At 68.5% G+C, this 16,893-nt stretch carries 12 protein-coding genes and 1 pseudogene; 10 read left to right on the top strand and 3 right to left on the bottom strand.

Translation table 11 applies throughout. The features are described from left to right. Nucleotides 1–101: 101 nt before the first annotated feature. From ACJ512_RS25610 to ACJ512_RS25590, 5 genes and pseudogenes are all read left to right on the top strand, one after another. Nucleotides 102–1,319 (top strand): annotated as a pseudogene (locus ACJ512_RS25610) (sensor histidine kinase); the annotation flags it as partial. 341 nt (nt 1,320–1,660) lie between these two features. Continuing rightward, complete coding sequence (locus ACJ512_RS25605; RefSeq protein WP_407689336.1) at nt 1,661–2,785, top strand: PPE family protein; 1,125 nt, start codon at nt 1,661–1,663, stop codon at nt 2,783–2,785. Between the two features lie 85 nt (nt 2,786–2,870). After that, a complete protein-coding gene (locus ACJ512_RS25600) occupies nt 2,871–4,055 on the top strand; it encodes a PPE family protein (protein ID WP_461480155.1) in 1,185 nt (394 codons plus the stop codon). A gap of 38 nt (nt 4,056–4,093) precedes the next feature. Next, a complete protein-coding gene (locus ACJ512_RS25595; protein ID WP_407689636.1) occupies nt 4,094–5,758 on the top strand; it encodes a hypothetical protein in 1,665 nt (554 codons plus the stop codon). A 58-nt stretch (nt 5,759–5,816) separates the two neighbouring features. Then, entirely contained in the window at nt 5,817–6,293 is a 477-nt protein-coding gene (locus ACJ512_RS25590; RefSeq protein WP_407689635.1) for an ester cyclase, read from the top strand. A gap of 20 nt (nt 6,294–6,313) precedes the next feature. Here the strand turns inward: ACJ512_RS25590 and ACJ512_RS25585 are convergent, their stop codons facing one another. The 3 genes from ACJ512_RS25585 to ACJ512_RS25575 form a co-directional block, all read right to left on the bottom strand. Further along, nucleotides 6,314–7,930 carry an FAD-dependent oxidoreductase gene (locus ACJ512_RS25585; protein ID WP_407689634.1) on the bottom strand — a complete coding sequence of 539 codons (1,617 nt, stop codon included), beginning with the start codon at nt 7,928–7,930 and terminating at the stop codon, nt 6,314–6,316. 14 nt (nt 7,931–7,944) lie between these two features. Then, a complete protein-coding gene (locus ACJ512_RS25580; protein ID WP_407689633.1) occupies nt 7,945–8,610 on the bottom strand; it encodes an IclR family transcriptional regulator in 666 nt (221 codons plus the stop codon). A 314-nt stretch (nt 8,611–8,924) separates the two neighbouring features. Further along, a complete protein-coding gene (locus ACJ512_RS25575; RefSeq protein WP_461479882.1) occupies nt 8,925–10,235 on the bottom strand; it encodes an ISL3 family transposase in 1,311 nt (436 codons plus the stop codon). Between the two features lie 155 nt (nt 10,236–10,390). Between ACJ512_RS25575 and ACJ512_RS25570 the strand changes: the two genes are divergently transcribed. From ACJ512_RS25570 to ACJ512_RS25550, 5 genes are read left to right on the top strand one after another with little or no spacing between them, the layout of a single operon-like run. Beyond that, nucleotides 10,391–11,254, top strand: a complete 864-nt coding sequence (locus ACJ512_RS25570; RefSeq protein ID WP_407687234.1) for an alpha/beta fold hydrolase — start codon at nt 10,391–10,393, stop codon at nt 11,252–11,254. Next, entirely contained in the window at nt 11,254–12,969 is a 1,716-nt protein-coding gene (locus ACJ512_RS25565) for a bifunctional 3-(3-hydroxy-phenyl)propionate/3-hydroxycinnamic acid hydroxylase (RefSeq protein WP_407687235.1), read from the top strand. Before ACJ512_RS25570 ends, ACJ512_RS25565 begins: the two co-directional genes overlap by 1 nt. Beyond that, nucleotides 12,917–13,834 carry a 3-carboxyethylcatechol 2,3-dioxygenase gene (locus tag ACJ512_RS25560; protein WP_407687236.1) on the top strand — a complete coding sequence of 306 codons (918 nt, stop codon included), beginning with the start codon at nt 12,917–12,919 and terminating at the stop codon, nt 13,832–13,834. Before ACJ512_RS25565 ends, ACJ512_RS25560 begins: the two co-directional genes overlap by 53 nt. Next, a complete protein-coding gene (locus ACJ512_RS25555) occupies nt 13,831–15,579 on the top strand; it encodes an FAD-binding protein (RefSeq protein WP_407687237.1) in 1,749 nt (582 codons plus the stop codon). The genes ACJ512_RS25560 and ACJ512_RS25555 overlap by 4 nt, the downstream gene beginning before the upstream one ends. 3 nt (nt 15,580–15,582) lie before the next feature. After that, nucleotides 15,583–16,881, top strand: coding sequence for an LLM class flavin-dependent oxidoreductase (locus ACJ512_RS25550; RefSeq protein WP_407687238.1), 1,299 nt, complete (start codon nt 15,583–15,585; stop codon nt 16,879–16,881). Nucleotides 16,882–16,893 lie beyond the last annotated feature (12 nt).

Here is a 16,893-nt window from a genome sequence, read left to right as displayed (position 1 = left end):
GGCCGGCCGCAACAGAATTCCCGCTGTGGACTCGCGGCGGCCTGATGCCTTCTTTCGTGGTTCGACACGGCCTCGAGCCCGCCGATGAGTACGGTGACCGGATGACGGTGGCCGGCGACGTTGAACTCGATCGGGTCCGCAGCGTCCATCAGTTGCGCGCGTATCGCATCGCGTCGGTGCTGCGGATCGGTGTGGTGGGGCTCATGGTCGCCGCCATGGTCGTCGGCACGCCGAAATCCGAATGGGCGCAGCAGACCACTTTGGTCGTCGTCTATGCCTGTGTCGCGCTGGGTGCCGCCGTCCTGGCCTTCGCCTCGCCCGGTCTGCGGGTCGGATTGGGCCGCTCGGCGGACATCGGCCGCTGGGAGCCGTTCGCGTTCACCTCCGTCGACGTCGTCGCGTTGACGGGCTTTCAGCTGCTGTCCGCCTACGGGATCCATTCCCTGTTGATCATGGTGCTGCTGCCGGTCCTGGTCGGGGTCGACGTCTCGTCTCGCCGCGCGGCTGTGGTGCTGGCCTGCACCCTCGTCGGATTCGCGGTCGCCGGGGTGCACGACCATGTGCTGATGCGCCGGGGCGGGTTGTCGGACACCGCTTTTCATCTGGGGCTCTACGCGTTCTTGTGCGTCACCGCGTTCGTGGTCGTCCGCACCGAGGAGCGTCACGTGCGGTCGGTGGCGCGGCTGGGCGCCCTGCGCGAGGAGTTGCTCGCCCAGACGATGACCGCGTCGGACGTCGAGCAGCGTCGCATCTCGGAATCTCTTCACGACGGGCCGCTGCAGGACATCCTGGCGGTGCGCCAGGAACTCGTCGAACTGGACGCGGCACATCCCGGCGACGAGCGCGTCGCGCGCGCACTGGCAGGCCTTCAGGCCGCCTCGGAGCGGCTGCGCGAGGCGACGTTCGAGTTGCATCCCGCGGTCCTCGAACAGGTCGGCCTGGGCGCGGCGGTGCAGCAGCTGGTCGACGTCACGGCGCAGCGTTCGGGCATCGCGATCTCCGCCGACATCGGTTACCCGGGCCGCAGCCCGGCCGACCCCATCATGTTCGGGGCGGTTCGCGAGCTGTTGTCGAATGTGGCGCGGCATTCGCGGGCCCGCACTGCTGCCGTCTCGCTCGGCGTCGCCGATGGGATCGGCATCCTCGACGTGGTCGACGACGGTGTGGGCTTCAGCCACCAGACGGTCGCGCGCCGCCTGGGGGAGGGGCACATCGGGCTGGCCTCCCAGCGGGCCCGGGTGGAGGCCGCCGGCGGGGCGCTCGCCTTCCTCGCCACCCGCGCGGGCACCCACGCCCGCGTGGCGCTGCCGCTGCGGAGCACGCGGCCGCACGACCCGAACCGGAACTTCCAGCTAATTGACAGGAAGTTAACAAAATCTTCACACAATGGTTTCCGTGTGCAACTAAAGAGCTGGCTATATGGTACCCGGGTGGATTCGTCGGGTGGCCAAACATGTTCGCTCAGTAGACAACAGCGACGTTTTGGTCACCGGTCCGTGCATCGCCAAACCGCGGCGCCCGCCGCAGCGTGGTGGTGCGCTCGATGACGACCGCGGTAGCCGGGGCCGTTCCCGCCGGGACGGCGCTTCCAGGGCTGGCGTACCCCGGGTGGCTGCCGTTCGACTTCGGCGCGCTACCCCCGGAGATCAACTCGGGGCGCATGTACGCCGGGCCCGGATCCGGTCCCCTGTTGGCGGCCGCGGGGGCGTGGGACTCGCTGGCGGCGGAGCTCGGCGCGGCGGCCAGCGGCTACCGGTCGGTGGTCGCGGAACTGATCAGCTTGCGCTGGACGGGGCCCGCGTCGGCGTCGATGCTGGCGGCGGTCATGCCGTTTGTGGACTGGCTGGCCGGCACTGCGGCGCTGGCCGAACAGGCCGGCGTGCAGGCCAACGCGGCCGCCGCCGCGTACGAAGCCGCATTCGCGTTGACGGTGCCGCCGCCGGCGATCGCCGCCAACCGGGTGCTGCTCGGCACCCTGGTCGCAACGAACTTCTTCGGCCAGAACGCGGCGGCGATCGCCGCGACCGAGGCTCAATACGCCGAATTCTGGGCTCAGGACGCCACCGCGATGTACAGCTATGCGGCGTCCTCGTCGGCCGCGTCGGTGTTGTCCGCGTTCGCCCCGCCGCCGAACACCACCAACCCCGCCGGGGCGGCCGCCCAGGAGGCAGCGGTCACCAACGCCGGTATGTTGGCCGCGGGTGCCGCACAGCACGCGGCGATGTCGCCCGCGACGCAGGCAACGCCTTCCTCTGGGTTGCTGCTGGCGTTGCAGCACCTCGGATCGGCAGCGACGAGTGGTATCGAGTCGAAGCTCGCGGGTTTGACGGCAAGCTTGAACGCCTTTCCGACCGAGAATTTGAACCTGACGGTGAACACCTACGGGTTGAGCTATTTCGGCTCGGGCGTCGTTCAGTTGGGCTACCTGTTTGGGCAGCAGTTCGTGCCCAACTTCGGGAAGGCGCCGCTGGTCTCCGCGATCGAACCGGCCTTGTCTTCTACCGCGGCGCCCTCCGGTGGGAGGGGCGTATTGGTTTCGGCGAATGTGGGTCGGGCCGGCAGAGTCGGGCTGATGTCGGTTCCGCCGAGTTGGGCAACGTCGCCCGTTGCGCCGACTGCCGCCGAGTCCGGCATCGTGACCTCGGTCGGACACGGCACCCCCGCCGGCGCGACGAACGGATTCCTGCCGGCCGGGGCCGGGGGACAACGGCGCGGCCTGAACTTCGGGCGGCGCCGCTACGGCCTGCGCCTGACGGTCATGACACGACCGCCGTACGGCGGTTGAGACGTTTCGAGCCACGGCACGACAGAGCCACGACAATAGGGAGAAGGGACATGACACACCCACACTGCGGTAGGTGCCGGAAATGATGGATTTCGGCTCATTCCCGCCCGAAATTCACTCGATGAGGATCTATTCTGGGCCCGGATCGTCGTCGCTGCTTGCCGCAGCATCGGCGTGGAGCGGTTTGGCCGGCGAATTGACCTCCACCGCAACCGGATACGAGACCGTGGTAACGCGGCTGAGCAGTGAAGGCTGGACGGGACCCGCATCGGCGGCTATGGCCGAATCCGCGGCGCCCTACATTGCATGGTTGCGTACCACCGCCGCGCAGGCCGAACAGTCGGCTGACAAGGCGCGTCTGGCGGCCAGCGCATACGAAACGGCGCTCGCCTCGGTGGTGCCGCCGCCGCAGATCGCGGGGAACCGTGCTCAGCTGGAGGCGTTGGTGGCCACCAACCTACTCGGGCAGAACGCATCCGCGATCGCGGCCAACGAGGCCCAGTACGGCGAGATGTGGGCCCAGGACACCGCCGTCATGTATCAGTATGCGGGTACCTCCGCGGTCGCGGCGGCGGTCAAACAGTATGTGTCACCGCCGCAAACTTCCAACCCGGCGGCCGCGGCCACGCAGGGCGCTGCGGCGACCCAAGCCGCCGCCACTTCGGCCGGCGCGGCGCAAAACTCGCTGTCCCAGTTGGTGTCGGCGCTGCCCAATGCGTTGCAGAGCCTGACGTCGCCCCTGACGTCGGCGGCATCGTCTCCGGCGAACAGCTTGCAGCAGTTTTTGAACTGGTATGGGCCATTCGGCAACTTCTTCTACGACACCTCGGGGTTGCCGTTCTTCGGCGCCGGCGTCACCACCTTCTTCACCGGCACGGCGGCCAGCCTTGGGCTGGTAGGCCCGGGCGCCGCCGCCGCCGCCGCGGCCCCGGCCGAAGGAGCGGCGGGCGCGGCCGCGGCGGCCGCGGGGGCGGCGGGCGCGGTGGGCCCGGCGCTGGCGGGTAGCACCGGGGTGTCGGCGACGCTGGCCGGCGCGAACTCGGTCGGTAATCTGTCCGTACCTCCCGCATGGGCCGGCTCGAGCCCGACGGCGAGCCCGGCCGTCCCGTCGCGATTCGTCAGCGAAGTGATCGAACCCGAGACCGCCGGCCACGCCGGAAACCTGGTGGGCGGCATGCCGTTGGCGGGCCTGGGCAAGGGCTCGGCGGCCGCCGGTCCCCGGTACGGCGCCCGCCTGACGGTGATGGCCCAGCCGCCGTCGGCGGGCTGAACGCGAAAAAGGGGGGGCGGACAGACAAAGGACATGACATGACAAAGGGCACCGAGACGAACGTCGACGATTCCTCCGTCGCCGGCGTCGAGCACGAGACGCTGACCGCCACCAGGGAGACGCTCGAGGACTACACCCTACGATTCGCGCCGCGCAGTTACCGGCGATGGTCCACGGCCGTGGTCGGGGTGTCGGCTCTGGGCGGCATCGCCTATCTGGCCGATTTCGCGATCGGCGCCAACGTGGGCATCTCCTACGGCACCACCAACGCGCTGTGGGGCATCGGGATCTTCGCGGTGGTGATCTTCGCGACCGGGTTTCCGCTGGCCTATTACGCCGCGCGCTACAACATCGACCTCGACCTGATCACCCGCGGTAGTGGTTTCGGCTACTACGGTTCGGTGGTCACCAACGTCATCTTCGCGACGTTCACCTTCATCTTCTTCGCGCTCGAGGGCTCCATCATGGCCCAAGGACTCAAGCTTGGCCTGCACATTCCACTGTGGCTGGGTTACGCCTGCTCGACGCTGATCATCTTCCCGCTGGTCATATACGGCATGAAAGTGCTTTCGCAGCTGCAGCTCTGGACCACGCCGCTGTGGCTGATCCTGATGGTCGCCCCGTTCGTCTACCTGGTGATCAGCCATCCCGAGTCGGTCGGCGAATTCTTCGGGTACACCGGCAAGTACGGCCGCAGCGGTTTCGACCTCGGCTCCTCCCTGCTGGCCGCGGGTGTGTGCCTGTCGCTGATCGCGCAGATCGCCGAACAGATCGACTACCTGCGGTTCATGCCCCCACGCACCCCTTCGAACTCCCGCAGTTGGTGGACGTGGATGTTGCTCGCCGGTCCCGGCTGGGTGGTGTTAGGGGCGGTCAAGCAGATCGTCGGGCTGTTCTTGGCCGTATACCTGATCTTTCACCTCGTAGGTTCCACGTCGATCGCCAACCAGCCGGTGCACCAGTTCAACGAGATATACCAAAATTTCCTGCCGGGCTGGCTGGCGCTGACCCTGGCCGTGGTCCTCGTCGTCCTCAGTCAGATCAAGATCAACGTGACCAACGCGTACTCGGGGTCGCTGGCGTGGACCAACTCCTTCACCCGCGTCACCAAGCACTACCCGGGCCGGGTCGTGTTCCTCGGCGTCAACCTGACGATCGCGCTGATCCTGATGGAAGCCAACATGTTCGACTTCCTCAACACCATTCTCGGGTTCTACTCGAACTGCGGTATGGCGTGGGTGGTGGCGGTGGCCTCCGACATCGTCTTCAACAAATACCTGCTCGGCCTGTCGCCGAAGAAGCCCGAGTTCCGGCGCGGCATGTTGTATGCGGTCAACCCGGTCGGCTTCGGTTCGATGCTGTTGGCGGCCGGGCTGTCGATCGTCGCGTTCTTCGGCGGCCTCGGCGCCGGTTTGCGTCCGTACTCGCCGCTGGTGGCCATCGTCATCGCGTTGGTGATGCCGCCGGTTCTGGCCGTCGCCACGAAGGGCAGGTACTACCTCCGGCGCACCGATGACGGCATCACGTTGCCCGTGTACGACGAGTACGGCAACCCGTCGGGTGAGCACCTGCGGTGCCATGTCTGCAAGCACGAGTTCGAACGCCCGGACATGCTGGCCTGCCAAACCCATCAGGCGTACGTCTGCTCGCTGTGCCTTTCCACCGACAAGGTGGGCGACCACGTGCTGCCCGCTGCGACGTAGCGGGGGCGCCGGGCGAACGAAGTGGTTTCGCCGGCAGCGCCCCGGGTAGTCGATTGTGATGCAGCACGCGCAGGGGTACTCAGCCGACGAGCAGCGCAACCTCGACATGGTTCGCGAATACATGGAAATCGCCTACACGCCCGGCCGCGCCGGCGCGCACGCCGTGGCCCACCTGTGCGCGCCGGACAACCGCTTCGTCGCGCCCACCACGTTCCCGGGGGTGCATACCCTCGAGGACTACGCCGAGGATCACGGCCGGATCATGGAGCAGGTCGACGACCTGCACATCGTCGGTTTCGACGTCCTGTTCGCCCACGGCGACCGCGTCTGCCTGCGCTACACGGCCGAAGGCAGCCACCGCGGCAAGCCGCATGGAGACATCGCCCCGACGGGACGCACCGCGCGCTGGTCGGCGGCCGCGCTTTTCCGGGTGCGCGACGGAAAGCTCGCCGAGTTCGTCAAGGACTGGAACAAGCTGTCGATGTGGGAGCAGCTCGGCTGGCCGGTGCAGGAGTGCCTGACCGAAGGCGGTTAGCGCGGGGCGCCGCACAGCTCCTATTGCAGGTCGACGGACTTGCCGGTCGCGGCGGCGTGACCCGCCCGGTACCCGAAGACCATTGCCGGGCCGATGGTTCCGCCGGCACCGCCGTAGGCCCGCCCGGTCGCGCCGGCCATGGCGTTGCCCGCGGCGAACAGCCCCGGTATCGGTTCCCCGCCGACGTGCAGGACGCGTCCGTCGTGATCGGTGCGGGGGCCGCCCTTGGTGCCCATCGCGCCGATGCTCACCGGCACCGCGTAGAAGGGGGCCGTGTCGATCGGGCCGAGGGTCTTGCCGGCGAGTGTGGTCGCGCTGTCGTCGCCCCAGTACCCGTCGTACGCGCTGGAGCCGCGCCCGAAGTCGGGATCGGCGCCGCCGGCGACGTGACGGTTCCATCGCTCGACGGTGCGGGTCAGGCCGTCGGTGTCGATGCCGGTCTTGGCGGCCAGCTCGGCGAGGTCGGCCGATTCGCAGAACCAGTCCGGTACCGGTTCGCCGGGGGCGACGCCCAGGAATCCGTACCGCTGCAAGTGGATCGAGTCGAACACCATCCACGCGCGATCGTTGACGTATCCGTCGCGGGGGTCCAGGTATTGGAAAGCGCCGGCCATCGAGTTGTAGTCGGCGGCCTCGTTGACGAACCGCCGCCCGGCCGAGTTGACGATGATGCTCCTGGGCCGGGTGCGCTCCAGGCGCACGCTGCGGCTGCGGGGCTTGCCGTCGATGGTGTCGCCGGGAATCCGGACGATCGGCACCCACCACGCTTCGCCCATGTTGGCCAGGTCCGCGCCGTGCGCCATCGCCATGCGCAAGCCGTCGCCGGTGTTGTTCGGCGGCGAGACCGCCCCGTGCATCGGGCCACGCAGAAACGCCCGTGTCAGAGCCGGATCCCATTCGAAGCCGCCGGTGCCCAGGACGACCCCGTGGCGGGCGCGCACGCTGATCGTGTGGTCCGCCAAGGCGACCCGGACTCCGGTGATCTCCCCGGCGTCGGCGAGGAGCTCTTGCGCCCGCGCATTCGCGTGCACCGCCACACCGGCGTCGAGCAGACCCTGGAGAAGACCCGCCACGAGTGCGGCGCCGGCGACGCACAGGTTGCCGGGTCGACCGTCCGCCGCCGCGTGCAGACGAGCCCGGGTCTCGGCGTCGAAGCCGACATTGGAGAAGTCGTCGGGGAACGCCGTGATCCTGGTTCCCCACTCGCCCAAGCGGTCCAGATCGTAGGGCGTCGGGATCAGCGACCTGCCACCGGTCGGTCGACCGCCCGGTAGCTCCGGCCGGTAGTCGGGGAAGCCGGTCGCGACCTCGAAACGCACGTCGCTGTGTGCCTCGACGAAGTCGAGCATCGCCGGGCCGGTGCGCACGAAGGTCTCGACCAGCGCATCGTCCATCACGCCGTGGGCCTGCGCCCGCAGGTAGCGCAGCGCGTCGGTGGGCGTCAATTCCCCTTCGGCGCAACGGTTATGGGCGGGGACCCATGCGACGCCGCCCGACACGGCGGTGGTTCCGCCGACGGTCGGGGCCTTCTCGAAGACCTCCACCGAGGCGCCGGCGACCGCCGCCGCCAGTGCAGCGGTGAGCGCGGCGGCGCCGCTGCCGAGCACGACAACGTCGACCTCGTGGTCCCAGGACATGGACGGTCATCCCTTCAGCTCAGAACCTCGGACAACTGCTTGGCGGCCGTGATGACCGCTTCCTTTCCGCGCATCACGACGTCTTCCCGGTGGGAGATGAGGTTGATGCAGGTCGGCGGGGACGGGGCGCGCCGGCGCACCGCCACCGCCAAACCATAGGTGTTGGGCTCGATTTCGCCATAGGTGGTCACCCACCCGCGTTCCCGGGCGCGCGCGACCAGGTCCCGTTCCCCCGGGCGTGCAGGCATGCTCGCCAGCAGGGCGATCCCCGCGGCGCCGCGGTCCAGCGGATAGCGGCTGCCCTCGTGGAACGAGAGCTGATAGGCGACGTGGCTCGGGACGATCACCGCGACGGCCACCTGCTGGTCGCCCTCGGCGATCAGCAGCGACACGGTGGTACCGAGTTCGTCGGCCAGGGCGCGCAGCGTCGGCAGACAGAGCTGGCGCACGTTGCGGTCGAACGACGCGCCGAGCACGGCGAGCCCGGCCGCGGGCCGGTACCGCCCGTCTTCTCCCTTTGTCACCAAACGGAACTGGGCCAGCGTCGACAACAGCCGGTAGGCGATGGTGCGGTGCACCCCGATCTGGTCGGCGAGCTGTTGCGCCGTCAGGCCGTTCGGGGAGTCCGCCACCGTCTGCAGCGCGGTCAGGCCCCGGGCCAGCGTCTGAGAACCCGTCACGGCCTTGACAGGACCTGGGGCGAGAGCGAAGCTCTATATATAATGCACATCAGTGTGCGATATTAGCACATCAAGTAACCCGAAAACGAGAGGCTCTCCTGACGCATCCGTGGGTCCGATCTGGTGATGGTTGGACGTTTGTCTGGTCCTTTCCGCGATAGTTGCTTTTGGCGCTGCCTCGCGTAGGGAGGGGTCCATGTGGAGCCCCCGAGCGCAGCGAGGCGGAACGACATGGACGCCGACGAGCGGGTGGCGCAGAATCGGCAACGCTCGGGGAAGGGGGCACCCTCCGAGAGGTGCCCTGGTGGGGGGTGTCAGCCGCGGCCGGGTAGGGCGGGTCGCTGCCCGCCGAGGGCGAGCATGGCCAGGGCGATCAGTGCGGCGGGGTTGTGGAAGCCGAATGCGATGCGGGTCAGGACCCGGATCTTGGTGTTGGTGGATTCGATCAGTCCTTGGGATAGGCCGTGGTCGAGGGCAGCGTCGATGGCTTGACGGTGGCGCACGATGCGGCGGGCCAGCTCGACGAACACCGGGATGCGGCAGCGCCGCGCCCAGGAGGTCCATTTATCGAGGGCGTCTTTGCCTTGTTGGCCTTTGACCGAGAACACATGCCGCAGGCCCTCTTTCAAAAGGTAGGCGCGGTAAAGCCGGGTGTCGGTTTTGGCGATCCAGGCCAACTTGGCGCTCTGGCGTTCGGTGAGGTCTTCGGGGTTTTTCCACAGCGCGTAGCGGGCGGCTTTGAGTCGGCGGGCCTGCTCGTGTCCGGGTCTGGGTGCGGCGTCGTTGGCGGGGCGGCCGCGGCGGCGTTTGGGCTCGCTACGGGCCAGCGTCCGCGCATCGTTCCAGGCCCGGCGCCGCTCGGCATCAAGGGCCTCGGTGGCCCAGGACACGACATGAAACGCATCGGCGCACAGGATCGCGTCCGGGCAGCGTTCGGCGACCACGGCAGCGATCCAGTCCGCGGCATCGGCGGAGACGTGGGTGATCAACGCGGCCCGCTCAGCACCCAAAGCGTCGAAGAAGCGTCGCAGGGTCGCCTTGTCGCGTCCCGGCGCGGCCCAGACCAGATGCCCGCTGTCGTGGTCAACGACCACCGTCAAGTACTTGTGGTGGCGTTTGTAGGAGATCTCGTCGATGCCGATCCGGCGTAGGTTGGCAAACCGATCAACAGTCTTTTCGGTGTCGGCCCACACCCGCGCCACGATCGCCCCGACGGTGCGCCACGCGATGCGCATCAACTCGCAGACCGCCGTTTTCGAGCAAGCCACCGCCAGCCAGGCCACCGTGTCATCGAAGGCCAGCGTGTGTCCGGCGTGATGACGCGCCCACGGCACCGCAACCACGGTCGGCCCGTGGGTGGGGCAGTTCACCCGCGGCGCCTCGGCCTCCAACAGCACTTGCACCGTCCCCAAATCCAGGCCCCGCCACCGGCGGAGACCCTCCCCGCGGTCATACCAAGGCGCCTTGCTCCCACAGCGCCCACAACGCTGTGAAACACCGCTGCGTGGGCGCACCCGCGCCACCACCACCTCGGCGCCCTCGTCCTCCTCGCAGAATTCGATGTCCTCGACCACCGTGCGCCTATCGACACCCAGCAGCGCACGCCATAACCTCGCATTGCGCACGTCGTTGCCCGCTTCCTTTGGTTCCTGACCTTTGACAGCCAGAAACCCTAAGCCACAACGACGTGCGCCTACTCAGCGCACAAAACCACCCACGGAAGCGTCAGGGGAGCCAAACGAGAACCAGATTTTCCACCGCCGGGGGCCGGAGAGGAACCGTGACGGAGTTCGAGAGCATATGGAGCGACCTCCAGGCCGTCCCATTCGAGCAGGGTTACCTCGACGCGGGGGGAGTGCGCACCCGCTACCTGCGGGCCGGCGATCCCGGCATGCCGGTGCTGCTGCTGCTGCACGGGTCCGGTGGCCACGCCGAGGCCTACGTCCGCAACCTGGCGGCGCACGCGGAGCACTTCTGGACCTGGTCGATCGACATGCTGGGCCACGGGTACACCGACAAGCCGGGCCACCCACTGGAAGTGGCCCACTACGTCGAGCACCTGATGACGGTGCTGCGCACCATCGGCGCCGACCGCGCCAGCCTGAGCGGTGAGTCGCTCGGCGGCTGGGTGGCCGCCCGCGCGGCCGTCGACCATCCCGACGCCGTGGACCGCCTGGTGCTCAACACCGCCGGCGGCTCCCAGGCCGACCCGGAGGTGATGCGCCGGATCATCACGCTGTCCATGGCGGCCGCCGAGAATCCGTCCTGGGAAACCGTGCAGGCGCGGATCAAATGGTTGATGGCCGACAAGTCCAAGGACTACGACGACCTGGTAGCCAGCCGCCAAAGGGTATATCGCCAAACGGGATTCGTCGGGGCGATGCGAGACATCATGGCGCTGCAGGACCCCGAGATCCGGGCGCGCAACATCCTCGGCCCGGTCGAATACGGTTCGATCACCGCGCCGACGCTGGTGTTGTGGACCAGCGACGACCCGACCGCCGACGTGACCGAGGGCCGCCGCATCGCGTCGATGATCCCGGGTGCGCGCTTCGAACTGATGCCTGGCTGCGGTCACTGGCCGCAGTACGAGGACCCCAAGGCCTTCAACCGCCTGCACCTCGACTTCCTGCTGGGGCGGTGATGGCCGGCACCGCGCAGGACGCGGATGTCGACGTCGTCGTCGTCGGGGCGGGCCCGGTCGGGTTGACGCTGGCCAACATCCTCGGCCTGCGGGGTATCCGCACGTTGGTGGTCGACGAGCGGGACACCCTCATCGATTACCCCCGCGGGGTCGGGCTGGACGACGAGGGGTTGCGCACCTTCCAGTCGCTCGGCTTGGTCGACCGCATCCTGCCGCACACCGTGCCGAATCAGATCCTCCGATTCGTCGACGCCAAGCGCCGGGTGCTGGCCGAGATGGCGCCACCCGACGCGCGGTTCGGCTGGCCGAAGCGCAACGGGTTCGTGCAACCGCTCGTCGACGCCGAATTGCTCTGCGGGCTGGACAGATTCGCGCACGTCGACGTGCGGTGGCAACGGCCCATGACGGCGTGCCGGCAGACCGGCGACGCGGTCACCGTCGAGCTGGGCGGGACTGCCCACCACGACGGCGGCACGTCGAGCGTGCGGGCGCGCTACGTCGTCGGGTGCGACGGCGGGCGCAGCACGACCCGCCGCATGATGGGCGTCTCCTTCGACGGCACGACGTCGTCGACGCGGTGGCTGGTCGTCGACATCGCCAACGACCCGCTGGGCCACCCCAACAGCGAGGTCGGTGCCGATCCCGAGCGTCCGTACGCCTCCATCTCGATCGCGCATGGAATTCGCCGCTTCGAGTTCATGATTCACGCCGACGAGACCGACGAGCAGGCCGAGGACCCAGCGTTCCTGACGCGGATGCTGGCGCGCATGGTGCCCCATCCCGACCGGGTGGACGTGATCCGTCGCCGCGTGTACACCCACCACTCGCGCATCGCCGGCGCGTTCCGCAGCGGCCGGCTGCTGCTGGCGGGGGACGCGGCTCACCTGATGCCGGTCTGGCAGGGACAGGGCTACAACAGCGGCATCCGCGACGCGTTCAATCTCGGCTGGAAGCTCGCGGCGGTGGTGGGCGGCCTGGCCGACGACAAGCTGCTGGACACCTACGACATCGAGCGGCGCAAACACGCGCGGGCGATGATCGACCTGTCCACCATGGTCGGTCGCGCCATCTCCCCGACCAACCGCCGGGTAGCCGGCGTGCGGGACCTGTTGGTGCGGTCGGCGTCGGTCGTGCCGACGCTCAAGCGCTACGTGCTGGAGATGCGGTTCAAGCCGATGCCGCGTTACGACCAGGGCGCGGTCGTGCACTCCGGACCCGCCGGCGCCGACTCACCGGTCGGCACCCTGTTCATCCAGCCCCGGGTCGACACCCGGACCGGGGCCGACGTGTTGCTGGACGACGTGCTGGGCGACTGGTTCGCGGTGGTGTGCTGGAACAACAACCCCCGAAAGATTCTCGGCGAAACGGCCTTCGCGCACTGGAAGGCAGTGGGCGCACGCTTCTTCGCTCTCCGACCCCTGACGCAGCTGCACTGGGAGGGACACGACGATCCCGATGTCGTGGTCGTCGGGGACCGCAACGGCGGGCTCAAGTCCTGGTTCGACGCGCACCGGGAATCGGTGTTGTTCCTGCGTCCCGATCGGTGCATCGCCGCGGCCTGCATCGCCCAGCGGGCACCCGAACTGAGCACCGCGCTGCTCGACGTCCTCACACTCGAGCCGAGAGGGGGTGAGGTCCAAAGTGACACTGGCTCTGTGCTGCATGTCGCACAGCCCGCTGCTGAATCTTCCGGGACCGTCGCGGGCCCTGCTTGACGACATCGACGGCGCCATCGCGCAGGCGCGGCAATTCGTCGCCGAGTTCGACCCCGAGCTCGTCGTGATCTTCTCCCCGGACCACTACAACGGCTTCTTCTACAAGGTGATGCCGCCGTTCTGTATCGGCATGAGCGCCAACGGCGTCGGTGACTACGGCACCCACACCGGCCCCCTCGACGTCCCCGCAAACCTGGCGTCCGACTGCGCCGCGGCGGTGCTCGAGGCGGGCGTCGACGTCGCGGTGTCGGCCAGCATGGACGTCGATCACGGCACCGTGCAGCCGCTGGAGAAGCTGTTCGGGGATGCGACCGCACGCCCGGTGATACCGATCTTCGTCAACGGGATCGCCGTGCCGCTGGGTCCGCTGCACCGTTGCCGGGCGCTGGGGGCGGCGGTCGGGACGTATCTGGCCGGCCTGGACAGGCGGGTGCTGGTGATGGGGTCCGGTGGCCTTTCCCACAGCCCCCCGGTGCCCGCGCTGGCGACCGCCTCCCCGGCGGTGCAGGAGCGCATCGTGCACGGCCGTCCGATGACCGCCGAGCAGCGCCAGGCCCGACAGACGGCCGTGATCGAGGCGGCCAGAGACTTCGTCGGCGGGGCGAGTGACCTGCAACCGCTCAACCCGGCGTGGGACCATCGTTTCCTCGAAATCGTCGACGCCGGCAGGATCGCCGACATCGACCAGTGGTCGAACTCGTTCGTCTCCCACGAGGGCGGCAGCTCCGCGCACGAGATCAGGACGTGGGTCGCGGCGTTCGCGGCCCTGCAGGCCGCGGGCCCCTACCGGACCACCGTGCGCTACTACAAGCCGGCTCCTGACCTGATCGCCGGCTTCGCCGTCAGGACGGCGGTGCCGCAATGACCGCCCCGTCAGCACCGGCGACCGGCTTCGACCGGGTGGTCGACGTGCTCGTCGTCGGGTCCGGCGGCGGCGGCATGACGGCCGCGCTCACCGCGCACGCCGCCGGCCTGGACGCCTTGGTGATCGAAAAGTCCTCGCACTTCGGTGGTTCCACCGCTTTGTCCGGGGGCGGCATCTGGGTGCCCGGCGCACCCGCGCAGCGCAGGGAGGGCTATTCACCCCCAGCCGAAGGTGTCGTCGACTACCTGCGGCAGATCACCGACGGCCTCGTCACCGAGGCGCGGATACGGCAGTACGTCGACGCGGCGCCCCAGATGTTGGACTTCCTCGAAAAGCTCTCCGGATGGCTGGAATTCGTGTGGAAACCGGGCTATGCCGACTACTACCCGGAATTGAGCGGCGGCTCCGAACTCGGCAGCACCATCAACGTCCCCCCCATCGACCTGCGAAAGCTGGGACCCGACGAACAGACGCTGCTGCAGCCGCTGGCGCTCGCCCCCAAGGGAATCTGGCTGGGCCCCAAGGAGCTTCGCTCGTTCTACCGGATCAGGCAATCCTGGGCGGGCAAGGGTGTGCTGCTCAAGCTGATCGCCCGCATGGTCCGCGCGCGGGTCTTCGGCGAGCGGATCGCGGCGATCGGCCAGTCCCTGGCGGCGCGGCTCCGGCTGGCGATGCGGGACGCGGGGATACCGCTGTGGCTGGACTCGCCGATGGTCGAGTTGCTCACCGACGCCGGTGGGGCGGTGACCGGCGCGCTGGTGGAGCGGGGCGGGACAACGCAGCGGATCGGCGCCCGGCGGGGGGTGATCCTGGCATCCGGGGGCTTCGACCACGACCTGGCCTGGCGCAAGGAAGTACTCCCGGTGATCGAGCAGGATTGGAGCTTCGGCAACCCCGCCGCCATGGGCGACGGCATCCGCGCCGGGCAAAAGGTCGGCGCGGCAACGGAGTTGCTCGACGAGGCCTGGTGGTTCCCGGCGATCCAATGGCCGGACGGGCGCATGCAGTTCATGCTCAACGAGCGCATGATGCCGGCGCAGTTCATCGTCAACGGCGCGGGGCGGCGATTCATCAACGAGGCGGCGCCCTACATGGACTTCGGTCACGCCATGATCGACGGCCAGAAGTCCGGGGTCACCCACATCCCGTGCTGGCTGATAACCGACCACCGGTCGTGGAACCGCTATGTGATCGGCGGTCACCTGCCGATACCCAGGGTCCCCGGCGCGCCGGTGCCCACCGGGCGCAGGATTCCGGCGGCCTGGCTGGAGTCCGGTGTGGTCAAAGCCGCGACGAGCTGGGCGGACATGGCGGCCAAGATCGGCGTCCCGGCAGCGGAACTGGCCGAAACGGCGCGCCGGTTCAACGAACTCGCGCGCAACGGACACGACGACGACTTCGACCGCGGCGACAGCGTGTACGACAACTACTACGGAGACCCAACGTTGCCCAACCCCAACCTGTACCCGCTGGGCGATCCGCCGTACTACGCGTTCCGGATCGTGCTCGGCGACCTCGGCACTTCGGGTGGCCTGAGTGTCGACGAACACGCCCGGGTGCTGCGGCCGGACGGCACGGTCGTGCGGGGGCTGTACGCGGTGGGCAACACCTCCGCGCCGGTCATGGGCCGCAGCTACGCCGGCGCCGGGGCGACCATCGGCCCGGCCATGACCTTCGGCTTCGTCGCAGCGAAACACTGTGCCGCGCAGGGATTCGAGCGAACCGTTAATTCTCATAGGAGGTAATGGATGAAAATTTCACTGTTCTACGAGTTCGCCCTGCCGCGGCCCTGGGCGCCCGACGACGAACGGGTTATGCTGCAGGACTGCCTGGACGAGGTCGAGGCCGCGGACAAGGCGGGCTTTTCCACCGTCTGGCTCACCGAGCACCACTTCCTCGAGGAGTACTGCCATTCCACGGCGCCGGAGATCTTCCTGGCCGCCGCCAGCCAGCGGACCAAGAACATCCGGTTGGGCTTCGGCATCATGCACCTGCTGCCCGCGGTCAACCATCCCGCCCGGGTGGCCGAACGCGTCGCGACCATCGACCTGCTCTCCAACGGGCGCGTCGAGTTCGGCACCGGGGAAGGCTCCTCGGTGGGCGAACTCGGTGGCTTCGACGTCGACCCGGCCGACAAGCGCGCCCAGTGGGAGGAGTCCCTCGAGGTGGCCATCCGGTGCATGATCGAGGAGCCGTTCACCGGTTTCAAGGGTGAGCAGATCCAGATGCCGCCCCGCAACGTGATCCCCAAGCCGATGCAGAAGCCGCATCCCCCGGTCTGGGTGGCCTGCACGCGGCCGGCCAGCGTGCAGATGGCGGCCCAGAAGTGCATCGGCGCGCTGAGTTTCGCCTACACCGGCCCCGGGCCGCTCACCGAGCGGGTAAACGGCTACTACAAGGAGTTCGAGGAGAACGGCGTGCCCGTCACGCCGCAGATCAACCCGAACATCCTGGCCATCGGCGGGGACTTGTCGATGATGGTCGCCAAGACCGAGGAGCAGGCACTCCAGCGTCTCGGGCAGGGCGGCGGCTTCTTCTCGTTCGGGATCATGCACTACTACCTCACCGGGATGCACACCCCAGGGCGGACCGGGGTGTGGCAGCGCTACCTCGAAGAGGTCGAGAAGGACCCGACACTGGCCTACGGGCCCGGACGCGGCGCGATCGGAACGCCCGCCATGGTGCGGGAATTCCTGCGCGGCTACGAGGAGAGCGGCGTCGACGAGATCATCCTGCTGCTCAACCCGCGCAGCCACGAGGGCACCATGGAGTCGATCGAGCTGATGGGTACCGAGGTGCTGCCCGAGTTCATCGAGCGCGACGCGAAGGCGGTCGCCGACAAGGCCAAGCGGCTCGAGCCCGTCATCGAGAAGGTGGAGGCGCGCCGGGCGGCACCGGCCGCACCGCAGTTCGACGAAACCTACGCCTTCGGCGGTCTGCCCACCGGCCGCGACAAGTTCACGGCCAGCGAGATCCCCGAGGCCATGGCCGAGATCAACGAGGGCCGCGTCCAGGCGGCACAGCGGGCCAAGGAGCAGCGCAAGTGATCCCGGAAGCCG

Source organism: Mycobacterium cajalii (genome assembly GCF_045809005.2).
In the GTDB taxonomy this organism is placed as follows: Bacteria; Actinomycetota; Actinomycetes; order Mycobacteriales; family Mycobacteriaceae; genus Mycobacterium.
Note: the sequence above shows the minus strand (reverse complement) of the source record. Positions and strands in the feature narration are given on the sequence as shown.

Excerpts from the sequence above, each read along its gene's own strand:
- ACJ512_RS25605 (WP_407689336.1), top strand. The coding sequence starts at position 1,661 with ATGTACGCCGGGCCCGGATCCGGTCCCCTGTTGGCGGCCGCGGGGGCG.
- ACJ512_RS25600 (WP_461480155.1), top strand. The coding sequence starts at position 2,871 with ATGGATTTCGGCTCATTCCCGCCCGAAATTCACTCGATGAGGATCTAT.
- ACJ512_RS25595 (WP_407689636.1), top strand. The coding sequence starts at position 4,094 with ATGACAAAGGGCACCGAGACGAACGTCGACGATTCCTCCGTCGCCGGC.
- ACJ512_RS25590 (WP_407689635.1), top strand. The coding sequence starts at position 5,817 with ATGCAGCACGCGCAGGGGTACTCAGCCGACGAGCAGCGCAACCTCGAC.
- ACJ512_RS25585 (WP_407689634.1), bottom strand. The coding sequence starts at position 7,930 with ATGTCCTGGGACCACGAGGTCGACGTTGTCGTGCTCGGCAGCGGCGCC.
- ACJ512_RS25565 (WP_407687235.1), top strand. The coding sequence starts at position 11,254 with ATGGCCGGCACCGCGCAGGACGCGGATGTCGACGTCGTCGTCGTCGGG.
- ACJ512_RS25560 (WP_407687236.1), top strand. The coding sequence starts at position 12,917 with ATGTCGCACAGCCCGCTGCTGAATCTTCCGGGACCGTCGCGGGCCCTG.
- ACJ512_RS25555 (WP_407687237.1), top strand. The coding sequence starts at position 13,831 with ATGACCGCCCCGTCAGCACCGGCGACCGGCTTCGACCGGGTGGTCGAC.
- ACJ512_RS25550 (WP_407687238.1), top strand. The coding sequence starts at position 15,583 with ATGAAAATTTCACTGTTCTACGAGTTCGCCCTGCCGCGGCCCTGGGCG.